Here is a 19,646-nt window from a genome sequence, read left to right on the forward strand (position 1 = left end):
GTCCCTTGCTTTCCCTATCGCGAGGCGGTCGTCGCAGCAGGAACCGCATCGGCTCCCGGCGGCGGAGTCAGGACGACTTGCAGTTGAAATTCGGAACGTCCCGAGTCGTCTCCATGGGCGACCGGTTCGACCGATTCGATAATCGCGCGTTGGATCAGCGGGTGATCGTTGAGCTTCACGAGATACTCGTAAAGTTCTGAGACCTCCATCACGTCTCCATCGACGTCGATCTTGGCGGTCCGAGCCTTGCGTTCCGAGCGAAAGAACTCGAAGTCGCGCAAGGTAGGCGCCTTCGCCGTGGCGTTGGCCTCCTCTTCCTCTTCGCGACGTCGCGCGACCGACGCGATCTCTTGATACATTTTCAATTCGCGGAACGACAGCGACTCAGGCGTCGGCGCCGTGATGCAGACCAAGAGTTGCGTCGCCGGCCAATGGCTGCGGAGCGCGGCGTACAACTGCGCTTCGTTCCGATGTTCGGTTAGTTTCGACTGGAGCGTCACCAACTGATCCCGTTTGGCGACTGCGGCCAGGTATTGGGCTTCCAAGCGGTTGCGATGCGCCTTCAGCTGATGCTGTATGCCAAGTTGCAGCAGCGCCGCGACGGCCAGTAGCACGCCGATTCCCGCCGCGCCGACCCAACGATAGACGTTGGCTCGCCGACGGTTTCGCCGATCGCGGAATTTCTTCGGTAGGAAGTCGATGTCTTGCATGGTCGTATCCTGGCGGCGCCGTTACGTGGCTCGCAGAGCGAGTCCGACGGCGACGTCCCAGATGCTGCGCCGGGTGATTTGTTGCGTTTCGTCGTAGACGCGAAGCGGGTCGCCCAGCTCCGTGTCGAGCGACAGTCGTTTGCCGAGCGTTTCGGCCAATTGTTCGTTCGCTTCGCCGCCCGACAGAACCAGTCGGACCAGCGGCTTGCCGCGGAAGGTGACGCTGTGGTAGCGGACGCACATCGAAAGCTCGGTCAGCAGCTTCTCGACGATTGGCCGCATCGCTTCGGCCAAACTACGAGCGATTTCGGGGTCTTGTTGCGTGCGGCGGCGATCGCCGTTGTGCTTGCGGAGGTCGGCCGCTTGCTGGGCCGACATGTCGAGCCGCTTTTCGACCGCTTCGTCAAACTGACGCCCGCCGAGGTCGAGGTATTTGATGAACAGGATCTTGTCCCCTTCGGCGATCACGACGACGGTCGTGGTGTTGCCGATATGGACGTAGAGAACGCGATCGGTAGCGTCCGACTCGCGGCGATATTGATTGCAGTAGCTGCGCAAAATGGCGGCCGGTTCGACGTCGACGGCCAACGGACGAAGGCCGACCGCTTCGATCGTTTCCAGGCGTTGCTCGAGCGTCGGACGATGGCAGGCCATCACCACCACCTCTTGAGCGGCGACGTCTCCCTGGCGGACGTCGCAAGTGGCGAAATGGCGGATCTCGGCGTCGGTCACCGAGTAAGGAATGCGTCCCGCCGCTTCCTGCTGGACAAGCAGTTCGAGCGGCTTCGTTTCGCTTTTGGGAATGCGGATGTTTTGCAGGAACAGATCGCGTCGGCCCAAGCATACGACCGCGTCTTTGCCGCGAAACCGTCGCCCTTCCAGGCAATGGTGCAGCGCGGCTTGCAGCTTTTCGCCGCTCGGTACGCTATCAGATCCGCTGGGCAGGTCATACGTGGCGTATTCGTGCAGCGTCTTTCGATCGGCGCTGAATTGCACCATCTTGATCGAGCGCGAGCCGACGTCGACGCCGATCGGACCAGTCGAATTGAAGGGGAGGCGAATCATGCGAGCTAACGAAGGCGATTCCGGAAGCGTTCCGCCGCCGGTCGGCCGCTCTCGTGCGGTCGTTAGCTGGCGGGAATGTCCGGAGGGGTTTGCGTAGGATCTTCCAACGTGGCGACGCCCGTAATCGGATGAATCCGTACGGCCGCGTATTTGGAATCTACGCCACTCCCTGCGCGCAGCCAAATGATTGTCGGCTTTGTCGCGGTAGTTTCTCCCAGAGGACCGAATTCGACGAAGGTCGTACGAGTATCGGTATTGCCGGTTACGACGGCTCCAAGGATCGTAACGCTTACGCCGACGTGCGGCAGGTCGGAAAGAGAGGTGACCTGCTGTTTGCGATTCGCTTCGTTGTTATGAAACGGCGAGCGGGGCAACGTATCAAGCGTCGCGTTCGTGCCGACATGGGTCAGCGTGTAGGTGTTGGCCGCATCGTCAAACGTAATTCGATAGGTTGATCCGTTGGCGATCGCCAGGCTGCGTGCGTAGTCGAGATCCGAGACGACGATCTCACCGCACCCTCGTAGCTGTTGATCAAAGGTCGGCGCAAGCTGCGGCAGCACGACTGCGGTGACGATGCTTATCAGCGCCACCACCAGCAGTAGTTCAATCAGCGTAAAGCCGCGCTTAAGAGCCGTCGAGCGCATCGATCTACTTCTCCGCCAATTCCACTTTCAACTTGCCGCTGCGGAGAATCGCGTTTTGCTCTTTCAGCAGTTGATTCGATTCCTTCAGCAGTTGGATCATCTGTTCGCGCTGCGCGACGGCGTTGGCGAACGGCATGTTTGCGGCCGGCGCTTGGGCCTGCGATTGCCACGCAACCATTCCCACGATCGCCAGCGCGTTCAGGCCGAGCAGTGCGAACCAGCGTTTTTCGTTGTTCATCGGACGTAAACTCCCATAGTCGTTCGGTTTAGCCAGCGCCATTTTCGCTGCGGCGCACATATTCCCAAGCGAGACCCTCGTCGGTTGGATCCGCTACGTATATCGGTTGCGATAAATCCGGCCAATAGTAGCTTCTCGCCTCGGCCGGGGGGGCGATCGACAAATTGTCGTTCGGCTGCAGCCCTCGTTGTTCGGCCAGCCACTGCGGAAAGTAGTCGTCGGCGTCGCCGCCGGTCGCCGCAATGAACTGCGAGAGTTGATTGCCCCAGTCGCCCGAATAGGCGTCCCAAGCGGCTCGCGTTCCGATCGTCGCTTGTTGAGCGTGGAGCATGCCGGTCAGCGCGAATTTCGCGTCGTCGGCGCCCGCTTGAACTTCAAATGCGTTGCTGGCGATGACGGCGCCCTCGATCGTAGCTTGGGCGTCGTTGATAAAGACGTCGTCGCGGCCATAGATCGCCGGCAGCTCCCAGGTACCCGTTTCGTGGATCAAGGCCGGCAGGGTCGGCGCCTTCAATTGGACGTTGTCGCCGCTGATGGTCAGGTCGATGCCGTCCCCCGGCGTGATGCACATACCCTCGAACTTAATGTTGCTGCCGAAGGTGGTGTTCCCGGTCAGACGGACGACTCCCAGCGGATTGTCGGTCATGCTAGGAGCGTACGAGCGATTGCTGACGGTCCCGCTGACGGCCGGAACCGTGTAAGCCTTGCCGCCGGGATAAAGTTGGTACGTGGTCGCCGCCGCGGTGATCTCGGTCGGCGTCGTTATGTTGAAGGTTGCAAAGTTGACGCTCAGGCCAAGCATCCGCGCCAAGGTGAGCCAACCGGCGTACGCGTTCGTCGACTGGTTCAAACGAACGCTCCCTTTTAGCGGGCGAGCGTCGCCCAGGCCGGCGGTATTCATCTTCTGCAAGTCGCTCAGATAGCGCGTGCGTGCGCTCCCCGGCGGGTTATCGCCGATCCAAACGCTGGCCGCACTGTTGGTTCCCGGCGTCCCGCTGACCGAATAGCCTGAGTAATAGCTGCCGTTCTTGTAGAATCGGAGCGTGCTGCCGTCGTAGGTGACGGCGACCAGCGACCATTGCCCCGGCGTCACGTCGCCCCCGCTGGCGACATGCGTGTAGGCGCTGCCGCCGAGTTTCATATGCGTTCGAAGGCGTGGAGTGCTGCTGCCGCCGTTATTGAGACCGAGCATAAAAACATGATCGGAAGCGTTCACGCTGGTCGCTTTCGAGATGATGCGTGCGTACGTATTGTCGGCGTCGCCGGAAAACGGCGCGACCCAGGCGAGAATGGTGAACTTTCCCGTCGCGGGCAATTCAAACTTGCCAAGATCCAAATGCCCTGTCTTGCCGTCGAAAAACGCCGCACGATTGGTGCCGTTGACGGTCACGCCGGGCAGCGTTCCGCCGATATAGGTTCCGGTCTTCCCTCCCGCTTGCGCTGCAGCCGTGGTCGAAGCTGAAGAGGATTCGTTGAACCGCCACCAGTAGCTTGGCGATTGACTGGCGATCTGCGAGTAGACGGTAGCGTTGTCCCCGTTACCGTTTTGATAAATTTGATTGATGTTATACCAATCAACCTGTCGGTCGAAGATCGCCAGCTCGTCGATCAGGCCGTAGAAGGGACGTTCGGCCGTCGGCATCGAAGGCAGCAGATCGAGCGTTCCCTGGATATGGGCCGAACCGCTGATCGCAACCGGCATATCGATCGAATTGGTCTGCGTTCCCCACAGGTAAGTCGTATAGGCCTGGGAGGAAGTGAAGTGGCTCGGATTGGCGGTTCGTTTTTTGCGAACGAGTTGGACGACCGCTTCGGCCGAATACTCCGACTTGTAGGTCGTATCTAGCGGATCGAACGCAACGCCGGTCGCCTTCACGGTGACGCGATACGGGTATTCGCTCCAATCGGGATCGGCGGCGGTTAGTTTCGCATCGCCGGTCTCGTAGGTGACGATGTAGCTTTCGTTGTCGCTGAGCGTTCCGCTCAAGGGGACGTTGACCCCTTGCCAATCGGAGGCGTGCATCTTTCGCACGCCGATCGCCAGGCCTGATAACGCGGCGTGTCGCGCTGAACCGGCCCGGTGCATGTTCCGCTCGATCTGGCTGGCGCTCATCTGCGTACGCATCATCGCGTACGACATCGCCAGCGTGATCGACAACAGCGCAAGGACGATCACGACGGCGATGCCGGATCGTCGCTGGCGAATAGGTCGGCGTTGGCGGCGAACGGAACTCATTTTTCCAACAGATAAAAGATGGCGGCGGAACCGAAGAACGGCGCGGCTTCAGGATCGACTGAAGATTCTTGCGCGGCGGTCGCATCGGGGGCAATTTGAAATTGAAACGCGAGCCACGATTGCCGCGTGCCGGAGGTGAGTCCATAGGCGCGTTGCGGCCAGCGGAGCGTTTCCCAGGTTTTAGTGCCGCCGCGCATGTCGGCCATTTCGGCCGCGTCGGGGCGGACGCGCATTTCAAACCGGAGCGTGCTGTATGACTTCACGGCGCCGGAGACCAGTTTCGGGGCGGCCAGCTGATCGGTCAGTTCCACCTTCTCGACGTTTTCGTCCGCGATTAACTCGTCAATCAGGGTTTGCCATGCGGCGTTGGAGGTGGGAGCGGTTCGCGTGTCGCCGGTCGCTTGAAATTCGAGGAGGCGATTGGGAGCGTCGGGATCGGCGGCGAAGAACTTGATTTCGCCGACCTGCGGCAGTCCGTCGGGATCGGCCGCCGTGGCGGTCGGACTCCAGATGGCGATCGCCTGCGGAAAGGGATAGGTCGAATCGTAGTAAGTGACGACTTGGGCGCCGGGAAACGATTCGCTGGCGGTCGCGGTCGAGAAACTACGCTGGATGCGGTCGATGATCACGCGAGCGTGCTGCGCCATCACTCCTTGTTCGGCGGCGTATTCGTGCGCCATCTGCACCGCCAAAGCGATCGTGCTCAGCGCAGCGGCCATCATGCCCATGATGGCGGTCGCCACCAGCATTTCGGCCAGCGTCATGCCGCGGCGCGTCGTGCGGTTAGGTTGTCGGCGGGACATACGTGAATACGCGGCGGCGAGTCAGAACTTCCCGCCACGTCGTGCCGTCCAGGTGAAAGACGGTCGCTTCGATCGCGCGGTAAGGTCCCGAATTGCTGTCGTCGAGCTCCAAGCTGAGGTCGTTTTTGTCGACGTAATACACTTCGCACTTGCAGCGCCACCGCTGCAAAAACGAGCCGCTCATCTGAAAGCTGGCCGGCAAGTATCGCCCTGCCCCATCGCTTTGTCCAAGAGTTATTCCGTCAATCGACGTGGGGGGAGTCGACGTATAGTCGTTGTAGTCGTCGGTATCGTCATATTCGGACCGGCCGGCCGCGCTCGCTTCGGCGGTAGACGCGCTGAGCGACGTCGGATAAGGATCGCTCATCGTCGGATCGACCCAGTCTTGCCCGAGCGCTTCGTCCAGCATTTGATCAGCCAGGCCCGATGCGATGGTCATCTCCTGCGCGTCCATCGTCGCTTCCAGCGTGCTTTCGACGCTCAGCAGCAGCGCAGCCGAAGTGATCGTGATCACGGTGAGGCAGATGAGCGCCTCGATCAGCGAGAATCCGCGGCGTGGGAGTCGGGTGCGAAGACGCATGGCAGGCTGCAAAGTTAGAGCAATAAAAAAGCGCGGCGAGGTCCCCTCAAGCTCCTAGCTTCCTCGCCGCGCAACGAACTTCACCCCTCCCCAAGGCTTCAGTTCATCTGAAAGATAGGGTCTGTCCGACCAGAGTCAAATCGACCCCAAAAATCTAGAATTCGTCCCGGAATTGTTGCGAAAACGCCACGTAAGACGGCACTACTAGCCCGAGGCGCGAGCCGAGGGAGTGCGGAAGGACGCGATTAAGAGCGACGCCATGCGCTTTGCGGCCCGGAGTACGATCCCAGCTTGTACGATATTGCCATACACATTCCCTCGGCTCGCGCCTCGGGCTAGTATCGCGTCTCGCGTTAGTGGCGTCGTACTACGCTTTCCAGTCGAGGCCGAGGTCGAGCGATACGGCGCCATGCGTTAGCGCGCCAACGCTGACGCGTTCGACGCCGGTTTGCGAGATGGCGCCGATCGTTTGCAGATTGACGCCGCCGGACGCTTCCAGTTCAACGCTGGGCGCCAAGCGATTGCGCATTTCAACCGCAGCACGCAGCGTCTCCGGCGGCATGTTATCGAGCAAGATGATGTCGGGCTGCGAGGGGAGGACCGCTTCGAGTTGCTCCAGGCTATCGACTTCGATTTCGACCAGCTTTTCGGCGGCGGCCGCTTCGCCGAGTTGCGCCGTGAGGAACTGCCGCACTTGCGGCGTGATATCGGCCAGCGTCCGCTGCGTCTCGCTCCACGCGAGGTGATTATCTTTGGCCATCACGGCGGCGAACAGACCGACGCGATGATTGACGCCGCCCCCGCACCGGACGGCGTATTTTTCCAAGCGTCGCCAGCCTGGGGTCGTTTTCCGCGTGTCGTAAACGCGGGCCGAGCCGGTCGCCGCTTCGACGTACGTGCGCGTCAGCGTTGCGATGCCGGTGAGCCGGCAGATGAAGTTGAGGATCGTTCGTTCGCTGGTCAGCAAATCGCGGACGCTTCCCGAGAGCGTGCCGACGACGTCGCCGCGAGAAATCGCGTCCCCATCTTGCTTTTGCGGAGTCCAGGTCAGCTCCAACTCCGCCTCTTCGATGATCAGCGGAATCAGTTGGGTGCCGGCCAGTACGCCGCTAGCGCGGGCGGTGATGTTGGCGCTTCCCTGAGCATCGGCGGCGACCAGCGAGACGGTCGACCAGTCTTGCTCGTTGTCGAGGTCCTCGCGAAACGCCAGACGGATCAGGTGGCGGCAATCATCGGCGAGTTGGGCGTCCCACTCCACCTGGCGGTATTCTTTGGGCATGACGGCGATCGGAAAAACGGGCGAATTAGTGACAATCTAAAGTCTCGCTTGGCGTCGCCGTTTTGTCGATAATAGGCGACGCCCCTGGGAGCCCGAATTCGCCATGTCCCCTGCTTCACCGCCGCCGAAATCGAACCGTCGCCTGCGGTGGACGCTGCGCCGGGGGGATCAATTGGCGGCGGTGATCGTGCTGCTGGTATTGATCGTGGGGACTTCGATTTACGCGTGGCGCGACCAGAATCGCCGCTCACGATCGATCCATATCGAACATGTTGAGCCGCTCCCCGCCGCATTCGTCGTCGATATCAATCAGGCCGACTGGCCCGAACTGACGCAATTGCCGGGGATTGGCGAAACGCTGGCCCGGCGGATTGTCGAGTCCCGCGCGGCGGAGGGGCCGTTTCTCGATCATAACGACCTACAGCGCGTCCGCGGGATCGGACCGCGAACGCTGGAGCGTCTCAAACCGCATCTGCTGCCGGCGGCCGACGTCGAGACGATCGCCGGCGATCTTTCTCCGGCGGAGGAAAGCGGCAGCTAGTTCTTCGTGCCGCTGGCGGTTTCGTAGGTTGGGTGCAGCGCAGCGAAACCCAACAATACGCTGGCAAGCGAAAGGTGGATTACGCAAGCGAGCGACGTCAAGCGAGAGCGTTCGTTTTCTTCGACGCTTGCTCCACCCACCCTACGACAATGACGCTAGTTGGTCTTTCCGCCGTTTTCGGTCGGCGAAGTGGAAGAGCTGGTTGGGCTATGCGGCCCTTCCATGTGCTTGCCGTTGCCGTTTCCGTTCCCATTACCAGAGCCGTTCGCGGGGCGGAGCGAATTCTTCCAGGCCTGCGTCAATTCTTCCGGCGCCGAGCGGATATGGAGATCGGTTTGCGGGAAGGCGATTTCGATGTTCGCTTCGCGGAACGCGTCGTCGATCTGTTGGTGAAGCGAATGGATCGTATCGAGTCGATGCTCGAAGTTCGCCAGGTAAACGCGAACGACAAACGACAACGAACTGTCTCCGAAGCCGGAGAACGTGACCAGCGGTTCCGGGTCTTTCAGCACGTAGGGATGATTGGCGACGATCTCACGAAGCGTCGCTTCCGCTTTGCGGGTGTCGGAGCCGTAAGCGATCCCGATCGGAATTTCGATCCGGTTCAGCGTGCTGCTCAACGTCCAGTTCAGCACGCGACCGGTGATGAACTCTTTGTTGGGAACGATAAACTCCTGGCGATCCCAGTTCAAAATGGTCGTCGAACGAATTTGAATTCGGGCGATGGTGCCGGTCACTCCTTCAATCGTGACGATGTCCCCAATGCGGATCGGCCGCTCGATCAACAGGATCAAACCGGCGATGAAGTTGGCGAAGATTTCCTGCAAGCCAAAGCCAAGACCGACCGACATCGCCGCGACGAGCCACTGGATCTTGTCCCATTGCAAGCCAAGCCAACCGGCCGTGATGATCACGCCGATCGCCACCACCAGGTATTGGAAGATGGTCGAGACGGCGAATCGCCCGCCGGCGTCAAGATCGAGTCGCGGCAAGACGAACAGTTCCAGCACGCCAGGCAAGTTGCGAGCCAGCACGAAAGTCGTGAACCCTGCCAAACAGGCGAGGGCGAGCGCCCCCAGGGTCAGCCGATATTCGGTCGACGTCGTCGACGCGGGAGGCGCCGGTTGCAACGAGAGAGCGGGCGCTGGCGCCGTCGATCCTGGATCGCCGCTTGCGTCTCCCGCGGGCGGAGCGGTCGGCGCCGTCGCGATGGCCGAGGGAGCGACTGCCGCGTCGGCCGACTCGCCGAATTCGATCAACGGGTAAATTGTCGTGCGTCCCAGACTACGCATCGCCGGCAAGACGTCTTGCCAGATGATCGCCAGGCCGACCAGCAAAATGCCGCCGAACATCACTTTGACCAGGTGCCGCGTTTGCTCGCCGATGATCGACGGATCGAGCTCCGGCGTTTCTTGGGCGGCGACGGCGACCTCGCTCGAAAGCGTTTCCTTCTCGCTCTTTTGCAACTGCGCCTTCAAGCGTTCGCGGAGCAGCAGCGTTCGCTTCAGCATGATCCAGCGGAAGAGGAAGCCTTGCCCCACTCCGATCGCAATGACCAGGTAGAGAGTCGAGTTGAGCGTTTCTGCGATGCGGACCGCGCCGTAGTAGTAGCCCCACATGGCGGCGACCGCCAACGCAACGGGGGTCGCGATGAACAGCAGGAACAGCATCGGCGCCAGGTAGCGAAAGACGCCGCTGCTGTAGTTCTCCATGATCCATTTGCGGGGAGCGCTTTGGCTGCCGAGCGCTCGCCACAAAACGAACGTGACGAGGGCGATCGAGACGATAAAGACGGCCCGCGCGAGCGGATCGTCGACTGCCGAACCGCTATGCTCTTCCGCAGCGGCGTTGACGCCTGCGGCGAGCGGCAACAGATATTTCAGCGTCCCACTGGTCCAGCGAATGACTTTCGTGACTTCGTCGGGCACGCGAAAGTGCGCTGACATCACGCCGTTGGGCCGAGCCAGTTGCCGCAGCATCTCCAGCGGAAACAACACGAACGTCGTGGCGTACAAGCCGGCCGAAAGGGCCGCGGCGAACGCCGATTCGGTGCGCAGCAGCGAAAGAAAATAGCCGATCGACAGAAAGACCAGGGGCCATATCATCGCCGTCAACGTCGTCAGGATGAGGGCCTCGGTCGTCATGCGGAGCGGCGAAAGCCGTTTCCATGCGAGCTCCGATCCGATGTCGTTCAGGCGATGCCGCATTCGGCGTTTGTAGAACAACAAGGCGCCAAAGAAGATCGCCGTGAACAAAAAGCCGTACGGACTCTGTTTGAATTGGGCCAGCGCAAGGTTGATGAGGCTGTTCCAGTTCGCGGGCGACAGGAACCAACTGGCGGTTCGCCACATCTGCTGGAACTCTTCCCAGTCGACCGTATTGGGCGAGCGAATCCAGAGAATTCGTTCGTCGATAAAGTTCTTGAAGTCGTGCGTCAGCGACGCGAGTTGCTGTTCGTCTTCCTCGAACTCAATCGTCTTGTCGAACAGCTTCTTCGTCGCGGCCGCATAATCGTCGACAATCGTCAGACGGCTCTCGTAGGCGGCTGCAATCCGCTTGACGATTTCCGGATCGTTCAGATCAGGCGTACGTAGCGTCGAATCATGCGCTTCCATCCTGGCGAAGGCGAACGCATCGTTCATCTGGGCCAAACGATTCAGGCTGCGCGATAACCGGAGGCGAATCCGCCCTGCCCCTTCCATGAAGACCGACGGCTCAATCACTCCCGCTTCGACGTCCGATTTGAGCACCAGCAGATCTTTCGCGGCGTCGCGCACGTCAATCAGGTTTAACTGAAGCGTTTTTCGCTCTTCATTCAAGTTCTGCAATTCGACTTGAAACTGACGTTCTTCGGTCAACTGAGCGCGGGCTTCACGCAACATCACGCCGATGGCGTCGGGCGGAAGATCGAGCGCCGCCTTGTTTTCGGTCTGCTGTTTCAGGGCGCGTAGATTGTCAAGCCGCGTTTTCATCGCGGCGACTTCCTCCTCGCGACTCTTCAGGACGTCCAAGAGCTTGGTCCGAACTTCCAGCAGTTTGGTGTTCAATTCCAAAAACTGCGTAATCGCGGGGGACGCTTCGGTATGTTCTTTCTTAGCTTCCTCCAACTCGTCCTTCGCCGCTTCCAATTGCATCTTGGCTTCGGCTTCGCGTTTTTTCGTCGCCAGTTGGCGGACACGCTCCAACTCTTTCTTCAGGAACGCGTTTTTCTTGGTGGCGAGCTCCTTCCGCAGCCCTTGCGCTTCGCTGGAGGCTTCGTAGGCGGTGAGTTCGATCTTTTCGGCGTCGAGTTGCGCCTGGATTTCGACCAGTTTCGCTTCGATCTCGGTACGGCGAGCCAATTGGGTTGGATTGGCGTCGATCGCCGCGGGCAAGGCGCCCAATTCGGTCTGCAAGTCGGTCGCTTGCTGGGTGAGATCGGCGATCTCTTTGGGATTGGCGACTTGGCGTTCGGTACGGCGGTTCGCTTCGGCCGAAGAGTTGAGCAATTCGTTCTGCAACTGCGTCTGGTCACGCTGCAGTTTTTCTACGGACGCTTCAACGAGCGGAAGTTTGGAGTTTTCGTCGACCGGAGAGCGGATTGATTGTTCGGCCGTTTCCAGCTGGCTTTTCAGCTTCGCGACTTGCTGGTCCGGCTGGTCGATCATCGCCTGCCATTCCGCTTTTTTCTCCAGCCACGTTGCGGCCGCTTTCAAGCTTTTGGCGGCGGTCTCAAACTGTCCCGCCAATTTTTCTTTTTCGGCGTCTTCAATTCCGCCGAAATTGGCGACCGCTTTTTGCCGCACGTCGACATCTTCGGCGGTGATTGGGGCGCTTTGGGTGGGGGGAGCGGTATCCTGAGCCAGCGCACTACCAGGGACCATCATGGTCGCCAAAGTGAGCGCCACCGCAAGAAATAGGTCGTTTTTCAGCAATCGATACGGCATTTTCGTCTCCTACGGCAACGATTTTACGGCAATTTGCCGGTTCACGTGAAGACGAGTCAGCGATCGTAAAGGTCGTGGGGATGTCATTTACCGCTCAGAAGGCGATAATGGAAAGATTCGACCTGCGCTATCCATGGATTGATGGCGCCGCTTCCCCCCGAGTTGTACGAGATTGGTAATGCAGTTCGAGCTTCAAGCCCCTTTTGCGCCTGCTGGGGATCAGCCCGCCGCTATCGAGCAGCTTGTCGAAGGACTTCGCGCACAACGTCCCCACCAGTGCCTGATGGGGGTGACCGGTTCCGGTAAGACATTCACCATCGCCAATGTGATTCAGCAGTTGCAGCGGCCGACGTTGGTGATTTCGCACAATAAAACGTTGGCGGCGCAGCTTTACAGCGAATTCAAAGAATTCTTTCCCCACAACGCCGTCCACTACTTCGTCAGCTACTACGACTACTACCAGCCCGAAGCGTACATCCCGCAGCGCGATATCTACATTGAAAAGGATGCGTCGATCAACGACGAGATCGATCGTTTGCGACTCGCGTCGACCAGCGCCCTGGTCAGTCGCCGCGACGTGATCATCGTGGCGAGCGTTTCCAGCATCTATGGTCTCGGTTCGCCGTCCGACTACAAGGCGATGATGGTCAGCGTCGCTCGGGGGCAGATTATCGACCGCGATGAAGTTTTGGGAAAATTGGTCGGGATTCTGTATGAACGAAACGACGTGGCGTTTGAACGCTCGAAGTTTCGCGTTCGGGGCGATTGCATCGAAATCTGGCCTTCCTACGAAGAATTCGCCTACCGCATCGAACTGTGGGGGGACGAGGTCGAACAGCTGTCGATCATTAACCCGCTCACCGGCGAAGTGATCGCGCCGCAGGATCAGCTCTATATTTATCCGGCCAAGCACTTCGTTTTGCCGGAAGAGCGAATCGGCAAAGCGGTGATCGAAATCAAGCACGAACTGGCGGCTCGGTTGCAAGAGCTTGAATCGGCCGGCAAGTTGCTCGAAGCGCAGCGGCTCAATGCGCGAACCCGCTTCGATATCGAAATGCTGCAGGAAGTCGGCTTCTGCCCCGGCGTCGAAAACTACAGCCGTCCCCTTTCCGGCCGACCGCCCGGTTCGGCGCCAAGCACGCTGTACGACTTTTTCCCGAAAGACTTCCTGCTCTTCGTCGACGAATCGCACGTCACCGTCTCGCAGATCCGCGCGATGTACCATGGCGACCGGAGCCGCAAGATGAACCTGGTGGAACATGGTTTCCGCCTGCCGAGCGCGCTCGACAATCGCCCCTTCAAATTCGAAGAGTGGGAAAACATCCTTAACCAGACCGTTTTCGTCTCGGCGACCCCCGGTGATTACGAGCTGGAAAAGACCGGCGGCGAAGTGGTCGAGCAGATCATTCGTCCGACCGGGCTGCTCGATCCAGTCGTCGAACTCCAACCGGCTCGCGGCCAGGTTCCGCATCTGCTGGAGCAAGTCCGCGAACGGGTGGCGATGAAAGAACGCGTGTTGGTCACCACGCTGACCAAGCGACTCGCAGAGGATCTGGCCAACTATCTGTCGGAACAAGGAGTCGCCTGCAAGTGGCTCCATAGCGAACTTGACGCGTTTGAGCGGGTCGAGCTGCTGCGCGATTTGCGAGAAGGCAAGTTCGACTGTCTGGTCGGGATCAACTTGCTTCGCGAAGGTCTCGACTTGCCGGAAGTGTCGCTGGTCGCGATTCTGGACGCCGACAAGGAAGGCTTCCTCCGGAGCGAAACCTCCCTCATTCAAACGATCGGCCGCGCCGCACGTAACGTCAACGCCAAGGTGATTCTATACGCCGACAAGATGACCGATTCGATGCAGGCGGCCATCAGCGAGACCGAACGTCGTCGCAAGATCCAGCAAGAGTACAACGAGAAGCACGGCATCACGCCGGAGACGGTCAAAAAGAACATCCGTCGCGGCATCGAGTCGGAAGCGGAAGCGCATCGCGCGGCCAACGCGGCGGTCGGCAAAGAGGACGACGCCGAATACATCACGCTCGAATACATCGCCGAACTGCAAACCGAAATGCTAGCGGCGGCTGAGAACCTGGAGTTTGAGCGGGCGGCCGCAATCCGCGATCGGATCAGCAAGATGCAAGACTCGGTCGGTAAAAAGGTGAGCGAAGTCTCCGCCGGCGACGACAAAAAAGGGCGAGGCAAACGCCGCCGCGGCGGCGCAAAGACGCCGCGGCCCAAGCGCGGCTAGCGAATCGCCGGTCGTAGAGATGTAGGCTGGGTCGAGACCCAGCACTTCGGATTCGGACCGTAAAATGCTGGGTCTCGACCCAGCCTACGCTTGATGTCTTTGCTAGCGGGGCGTTGTTCTGGTAAGACGCGTCGACTTTAACGTCGCCGCGGTGTTGGACTCTAACGGTTCGTCCAAATTATTCGAATCTGCCGGCGGAAAACGCCGAATCCAGTGGTGTGCACGGACGCGTCTCGTCCGCGCTCCATTCTTGGCTGAAACCCGCCAGCGAACGAACATTGCCTGGAGTCGAATAATGAAGAAGATGATTTGCGTCGCCACGGCGCTGACGACGTTGCTGGTCGCCTCGGCCGCGATGGCTCAAGACTTGACGGTCCTGCGTAGCAGCAGCAGCCCGAGCGATATGCCGGCCCAGCCGCTGGAAAGCGCCCCGGCCTTGTCGGCTTCGACGCCGGAGATGTGGTTCTACCTGATGGAAACTCGCCGCGCCGAGAGCCCGTCGGTTCTGCGTCTGCAACGGGCCCAGTTCATCGCCGGACAGCGTAACGCCCGCATCGCCGCTCGCGAATGGTACGGCGTTTCGGTGGCTCGTCCCGAAGCGAACGCGACCCCGTTCTTCCGCGAGTACTCGAACCTGCGTACGAACATCTCGTATAGCCCGGAAACGCAATTGCGTTATACGACCGGCGTTCGCCCGGTCTACGTGACCGAAGGTCGCCAGTTCTAATTCGCGATTGCGAACAGAATCGAACAATCAAAACGGCCGAGCGTAATGCTCGGCCGTTTTTTGTTGCGCCGGTTCCTATTAGCCCGAGGCGCAAGCCGAGGGAAAGCGGTCGGCGTCATCAGCAAAGATCCCATTTGATTTGCGGTCGGGAACACGCCAATTCCGTTCAGATTAGTTCCGGACCCATTCCCTCGGCTTGCGCCTCGGGCTAGTACGTAGCCCGCTCCTAAATCAAATGGATCATTCCCCGGAGCAGCGCCAGGGAAAAGTAGAAAGTCGCTGTCGTGAGAACGCTGACGGCGATCCAGGCGATTCGCTTGCGGAAACCGGTAAGAGCGCCCCCGATAATCACTGTATAGAGCGGAACCAGCCACAGTTGCTCGGGCCAAGGGAAAAAGGTGAAGAGATAGATTCTTCCGATGATCGTGAAGACGATCAGGGCGTTCAGACAGACGACGTCGACGCGGCGAATCGGTTCGGCGTCGCGGCCGCGACGCGTACGTAGCGGCGACAACAGAAAGCGATAAAGCAGATTGAGTTCTCCCTCGACCGGTCGCCGCATCCCGGTCTCGCGGGAGTCGTCCCACTTTTTCATCGCGCGAGCGATCGACTTGGGATCGGGGGCGATCAACGCGTCGGGAAAACCGTCGGCGGAAAACTGCACGCTCGCTACTTCCGGCAGCTTCTCCAGCACTTGCAGCGTTCGCTCGCGGAGCGGCTCCATATCTTCCAGCGACAGTTTTGGCTGCATGCCGAAAAAGGTGATGCGATCGAGCGGACCCATTTGCAAGAGCGCTTGACGCGGCTCGGCCAGGATCGCGAGGACTCCTTCGTACTTGCGCTCGTCAATCGAAAACGTCCAGCTCCAGCCGACCTCGCGCCACTTCTGGAGCGTCACTTCCATTTCATCTTCCGGCAGAAACTCGGCGGCGATCTGCTGCGTCAGTTTTTCGCCCGGCGGATCTCCCGATTTATCGCTCATGTGCAAAGTGAGCAGAACGTTGAGCGCCTTGACCGGCGACGGATGGGGAACGGGCTGCAGCGTCGATTTGCGTCTTTCGATTTCGGTCGGCTGCAGCGGCTGGACCAGTTCCACCAGCGGAAAGGAGAACTTCAGGACGTCATAGGAACTGAACCCGCCGACCGCTCGATAGCGGTCGATCGTTTTCGGGTCCGCTTGCCGAGCGACTGCGGATGCGGTCTCGCAGTTCAGTTCGACGGCTTTGGCCAGCAATTGTTTGAGCAACTCTTGCGCAACGCCGGCGTCGCGCCACGCGGAAGTGACCTCCACTTCGTAAATGAAAAACTCATCCGCCTGGTTGACGCGGGTCAGATGAACGCCAGAGGCGTAGCCGATCGCGATCCCTTCGACGAAGACGACGCAGAGGTGATTCCGCGGATCGGCGAGAAACTGCTCGAGCAGCCGCGTGTTGAGTGCGCCGTCGAACAGGTCGCTGGGGACGTTTCGTAAGCGGGACGCTTCGTCAGGGGCGAGAAATCGAAAGTCCACAAAGCGTCTCGGCGATAATCAAAAGCGATTCGACATCGACGTATCGTACACGCTGACGCCGGAAACTTCACGCACTGGGCGTGAAACTTTCTTGTCTGCGCCTACGGAATCGGACTACAATCCCGCCTGATGAGCTGGCTGTTCTTGGGGATTTCATGGATCTATTCATCGCGCGTTCCGGCGGCAGCGAGGCGGTCAACCGGTGGCATGCGGAGCACCCGGCGGCTTTGGGGGTGGTGGCGCTGTTGTTTGGCTTGATGGCCATCTTTGCCGGCGCACATACGCTAGCGACAGGAAAAAAGGACCGCGGCAATAAACAAGTCCTGGATGACGCCGACACGGGGATGCGCGCGTGCTTGAGTCTGGCTTTCGGGATTTGCTCGGTTCTCTTCGGAATCGTTCGACTGATCTATGCGGCGTTCTGACGACGTAAGCCCTATTTTCGTTCCGCTACTATTTCTCTCTGGCGTCACTTCAGGGGCGGCCATAATCGCCCAAGGCGCGAGCCGAGGGAATGAGTTCGGCGCTATGACGAAAGTCGCCCTTCCCTTTGCGGCCGGCGTATCCATCTCTACTTGCGCGGCGGTTCTTTGTACATTCCCTCGGCTCGCGCCTCGGGCTACGAATGTGACATGCGTCCGGTTTCACTTGCGGCCGCATTCCCTTGCTGGCGCTGCGGGATAGTGTTGGGCGCCAGAAGATTGACGTTGGATCTTGCCGGAAGTATTTTCAAGGCGGACTGGCGATCGCCAGTTTTGCGTCGGGCAGCTGGGGAAGGTGGAAAAGTGGACGCGGAGCCAAATCCAGAAGCGAGCGAAAAGCCAGGCTGGCCTTCCGCCATCTTGGCGATGGTCGGCGTGGTCGTATCGCTCACCTATCTCGCCAATTTGACGGCGGGAATTATCGAGATTCCCGATAACTTGCCGATCGTCGGCAATATGGACGAGGTCTTTTTCTCCGGCGTCTTATTCGCATCGCTCGCCCGGTTGGGGATCAACCTGCCGGTCGGTCAGCGGCGCGTCTTGATCCCGGTGGAACCGAAGCGGAGCGACGGGAACCAGAAGTAGCCGGCGCAAGAAAGAACGCCGACCAATGGCCGGCGTTCTGCGGTTGTTTCCGTGAGACGTTCTTAAGCGACTCGTTTGTAGACCGCCTTCATGAAGGTGATCCACTCGCCGTCATCGCCTTGCATGGCCGAAGAGAAGAGCCGTTCGTCGGGGCTGACCAGCTGCAGCGATTCGCGATATTGGGCCTTTCCCTCGCTACCGTCACATTTGGGGCCGCTCGTGTTCAAGATGAGAAGTCCCTTTTCCAGATCAAGCGACCCCTCGTAAACCCACATGTGGTTCATCATCGAGCCGATCCAGGTACCGATCATCGCCTGTTTCTCGGGCGAGTAGCCGATCGTCAAGCAGGTATAGCCGGTCGGCCGCGTCTCCAGTTCGTCGCAGGGGATCTCCCCTTCCCCTTCGGCGACCAGCCAATTCTCGCCGAGCATCCGGACCTTCTCTTTTCCCTTCGTCTTGAGCGGCGGCTCGTCGGGCGGGCCAGTCATCTCCGCTTCAAACGTCCAATCGCCAACCATTTGTTGGAGCCACTGGTGCTCCTTGGTGATTTCAAAACCAAACATGACGCTTCTCTCCGTCCACGAATTTCCAACGAAACGCGACAGTTAAGCCAATAAATTACGAGGCCGTTTCGGCGACCCCGGGCGAAGGTTGCTTCGCCTCTTCTTCGGCGATCTTCTTCAGGTTTTCCAACCCTTCGGTGAATTGATCGCCGCACATCTTTTCCATGTTCATGAACAAGCTCATCACCTTGCCCATAAAGTTGTTCTTCCCGTCCATGCGCCAAGAGACCGTCGTTTGATCGCCGCTAGGAACAAAGGTGAAGTAAACGTCGTTTTCGCAGGCGAAGGGACGAATGAACTTCAGGTCGAACTTGATCTGTTCGTACGGCTCCGACTTGGCGATCGTCAGCGAGCCTTCGCCAATATCCTTGTTGCCGTCCCAACTATATTTGGCGCCGTCGCCGGCTATTGTTTCGCCGTAGGTCTTCTTCATGTTCGGATCGAACTTTTCCCAGGGAGACCACGCTTCCCACTTCTTCAAGTCGTTCACATGGGCGAAGACGACTTCCGGCGGCGCGGTCATCGACAGCGAACGCTCGTACGTGAATTCATTGGGGCGCGTCATCGCCGCAATCAGAATGACGACGATCGCCAGGATCAACAGCAGGACGATGCCGAGGACAATTTTGAGGATCATGACTACGATCTCCACGAGATGGAAAGAGGAATCGGGCGGCGGTAACGCCGCATATATTAAGCCGTGCCGGTAACCAACGCCGTAAGGCGATCCAGCGACTGACTCCATCCGGCCGGCATCCCTTCGATGCAATGCGTCGCATCCGACGAATAGATCGCGTCGACTTTCGCCTGCACGCGCAATCCGGTTCGACCGTGCATCTCTTCGAGCGTAACGGTCGTGATCGTAGTGAACATCGGGCGCCGCTCGGCGTCGAGCGCGGAAGCGGCGAAGATGATCCGCGACGGCGCCTTGATTTCCAAGACCTCGCCCCGCATCGGATAAATCGTACCATCGGGAGCGCACATTTCGATGTAGATTTCGCCGCAACTTGTCGGCTCGAATCGGCAGACAGGATTGGTGAAGCATTCCGGGCCCCACCACTTCGCCAGGTAGTCTTGGTTGGTCCACGCGGCGAAAACGGCGGCTCGGGGCGCAGCAATCGTACGTGTAATGACCAGGCCGGCGTCGGTTTGCGGATCGGCGGAGAGAATCGTATTCATGAGCGAAACTCCGTTAGGTTCGTGAAGTTGCGAAAGCGGCGAAACGTCCCGCCCAAGTCGGCAAACGACGCACGGCCAAGTAAACGAGGGAGAGCGTGCAGACCGCAATCAATCCAGTCCGCAGGTAACCGGCGGTCGAAAGCGGAACGCCGACGCCAGTCAAGAGCGCCAAGTAAGCCGCTACGCAGACCGGGCACTTCGGCATCAGGGCGAGCAGCGTGCCGGGAACAATCCAAGCGATCGCCTCGAAAATGCGGCTGCGCCACGACGTTTTTTCGGGCGCCGCCGACTGGGAACAACAGCAGTTTTCGGGCCGAGTCGACATCGTGCGTTTCC

19 protein-coding genes are annotated in these 19,646 nt (G+C 59.6%); 5 read left to right on the forward strand and 14 right to left on the reverse strand.

The features are described from left to right. Positions 1–14: 14 nt before the first annotated feature. The 8 genes from LOC68_RS27460 to nadC form a co-directional block, all read right to left on the reverse strand. Positions 15–710 carry a hypothetical protein gene (locus LOC68_RS27460; RefSeq protein WP_230225006.1) on the reverse strand — a complete coding sequence of 232 codons (696 nt, stop codon included), beginning with the start codon at positions 708–710 and terminating at the stop codon, positions 15–17. Positions 711–731: 21 nt separating this feature from the next. After that, the gene (gene pilM / locus LOC68_RS27465) at positions 732–1,775 is read right to left on the reverse strand and encodes a type IV pilus assembly protein PilM (RefSeq protein WP_230225007.1); all 1,044 of its coding nucleotides are present in this window, start codon (positions 1,773–1,775) and stop codon (positions 732–734) included. A 62-nt stretch (positions 1,776–1,837) separates the two neighbouring features. Continuing rightward, complete coding sequence (locus LOC68_RS27470; protein WP_230225008.1) at positions 1,838–2,419, reverse strand: pilus assembly FimT family protein; 582 nt, start codon at positions 2,417–2,419, stop codon at positions 1,838–1,840. Between the two features lie 4 nt (positions 2,420–2,423). Next, entirely contained in the window at positions 2,424–2,657 is a 234-nt protein-coding gene (locus tag LOC68_RS27475; RefSeq protein ID WP_230225009.1) for a hypothetical protein, read from the reverse strand. A 28-nt stretch (positions 2,658–2,685) separates the two neighbouring features. Then, positions 2,686–4,893 carry a LamG domain-containing protein gene (locus LOC68_RS27480; RefSeq protein WP_230225010.1) on the reverse strand — a complete coding sequence of 736 codons (2,208 nt, stop codon included), beginning with the start codon at positions 4,891–4,893 and terminating at the stop codon, positions 2,686–2,688. Further along, positions 4,890–5,696, reverse strand: coding sequence for a PulJ/GspJ family protein (locus LOC68_RS27485; RefSeq protein ID WP_230225011.1), 807 nt, complete (start codon positions 5,694–5,696; stop codon positions 4,890–4,892). The genes LOC68_RS27480 and LOC68_RS27485 overlap by 4 nt, the downstream gene beginning before the upstream one ends. Continuing rightward, positions 5,677–6,276, reverse strand: a complete 600-nt coding sequence (locus tag LOC68_RS27490) for a type IV pilus modification PilV family protein (RefSeq protein WP_230225012.1) — start codon at positions 6,274–6,276, stop codon at positions 5,677–5,679. The genes LOC68_RS27485 and LOC68_RS27490 overlap by 20 nt, the downstream gene beginning before the upstream one ends. Before the next feature lie 367 nt (positions 6,277–6,643). Next, entirely contained in the window at positions 6,644–7,555 is a 912-nt protein-coding gene (nadC, locus tag LOC68_RS27495; RefSeq protein WP_230225013.1) for a carboxylating nicotinate-nucleotide diphosphorylase, read from the reverse strand. A gap of 103 nt (positions 7,556–7,658) precedes the next feature. Here nadC and LOC68_RS27500 point away from each other — a divergent pair, with 103 nt between their 5' ends. Beyond that, entirely contained in the window at positions 7,659–8,096 is a 438-nt protein-coding gene (locus LOC68_RS27500; RefSeq protein ID WP_230225014.1) for a ComEA family DNA-binding protein, read from the forward strand. A gap of 155 nt (positions 8,097–8,251) precedes the next feature. On the opposite strand, the gene LOC68_RS27505 is transcribed toward LOC68_RS27500, so the two are convergent. Then, the gene (locus LOC68_RS27505) at positions 8,252–12,022 is read right to left on the reverse strand and encodes a mechanosensitive ion channel domain-containing protein (RefSeq protein WP_230225015.1); all 3,771 of its coding nucleotides are present in this window, start codon (positions 12,020–12,022) and stop codon (positions 8,252–8,254) included. 178 nt (positions 12,023–12,200) lie between these two features. Here LOC68_RS27505 and uvrB point away from each other — a divergent pair, with 178 nt between their 5' ends. Then, positions 12,201–14,264, forward strand: a complete 2,064-nt coding sequence (gene uvrB, locus LOC68_RS27510) for an excinuclease ABC subunit UvrB (RefSeq protein ID WP_315858767.1) — start codon at positions 12,201–12,203, stop codon at positions 14,262–14,264. 295 nt (positions 14,265–14,559) lie between these two features. Further along, a complete protein-coding gene (locus tag LOC68_RS27515; RefSeq protein ID WP_230225017.1) occupies positions 14,560–14,991 on the forward strand; it encodes a hypothetical protein in 432 nt (143 codons plus the stop codon). Between the two features lie 226 nt (positions 14,992–15,217). On the opposite strand, the gene LOC68_RS27520 is transcribed toward LOC68_RS27515, so the two are convergent. Then, positions 15,218–16,501, reverse strand: a complete 1,284-nt coding sequence (locus tag LOC68_RS27520) for a GNAT family N-acetyltransferase (protein ID WP_230225018.1) — start codon at positions 16,499–16,501, stop codon at positions 15,218–15,220. 155 nt (positions 16,502–16,656) lie between these two features. On the opposite strand from LOC68_RS27520, the gene LOC68_RS27525 reads away from it, so the two are divergent. Both LOC68_RS27525 and LOC68_RS27530 read left to right on the forward strand, forming a co-directional pair. Beyond that, positions 16,657–16,926 (forward strand): hypothetical protein, encoded by a 270-nt coding sequence (locus LOC68_RS27525; RefSeq protein WP_230225019.1) that lies wholly within the window; start codon positions 16,657–16,659, stop codon positions 16,924–16,926. Between the two features lie 360 nt (positions 16,927–17,286). Continuing rightward, the gene (locus LOC68_RS27530; RefSeq protein ID WP_230225020.1) at positions 17,287–17,568 is read left to right on the forward strand and encodes a hypothetical protein; all 282 of its coding nucleotides are present in this window, start codon (positions 17,287–17,289) and stop codon (positions 17,566–17,568) included. Positions 17,569–17,630: 62 nt separating this feature from the next. Here the strand turns inward: LOC68_RS27530 and LOC68_RS27535 are convergent, their stop codons facing one another. The 4 genes from LOC68_RS27535 to LOC68_RS27550 are packed head-to-tail and all read right to left on the reverse strand — an operon-like array spanning position 17,631 to position 19,635. Beyond that, a complete protein-coding gene (locus tag LOC68_RS27535) occupies positions 17,631–18,131 on the reverse strand; it encodes a DUF1579 domain-containing protein (RefSeq protein ID WP_230225021.1) in 501 nt (166 codons plus the stop codon). Positions 18,132–18,186: 55 nt separating this feature from the next. Continuing rightward, a complete protein-coding gene (locus tag LOC68_RS27540; RefSeq protein WP_230225022.1) occupies positions 18,187–18,768 on the reverse strand; it encodes an SRPBCC family protein in 582 nt (193 codons plus the stop codon). A 56-nt stretch (positions 18,769–18,824) separates the two neighbouring features. Further along, positions 18,825–19,310, reverse strand: coding sequence for an SRPBCC family protein (locus tag LOC68_RS27545; protein ID WP_230225023.1), 486 nt, complete (start codon positions 19,308–19,310; stop codon positions 18,825–18,827). Positions 19,311–19,323: 13 nt separating this feature from the next. Further along, the gene (locus LOC68_RS27550; protein ID WP_230225024.1) at positions 19,324–19,635 is read right to left on the reverse strand and encodes a hypothetical protein; all 312 of its coding nucleotides are present in this window, start codon (positions 19,633–19,635) and stop codon (positions 19,324–19,326) included. Positions 19,636–19,646 lie beyond the last annotated feature (11 nt).

The organism is Blastopirellula sediminis, from assembly GCF_020966755.1.
Classification (GTDB): domain Bacteria; phylum Planctomycetota; class Planctomycetia; order Pirellulales; family Pirellulaceae; genus Blastopirellula; species Blastopirellula sediminis.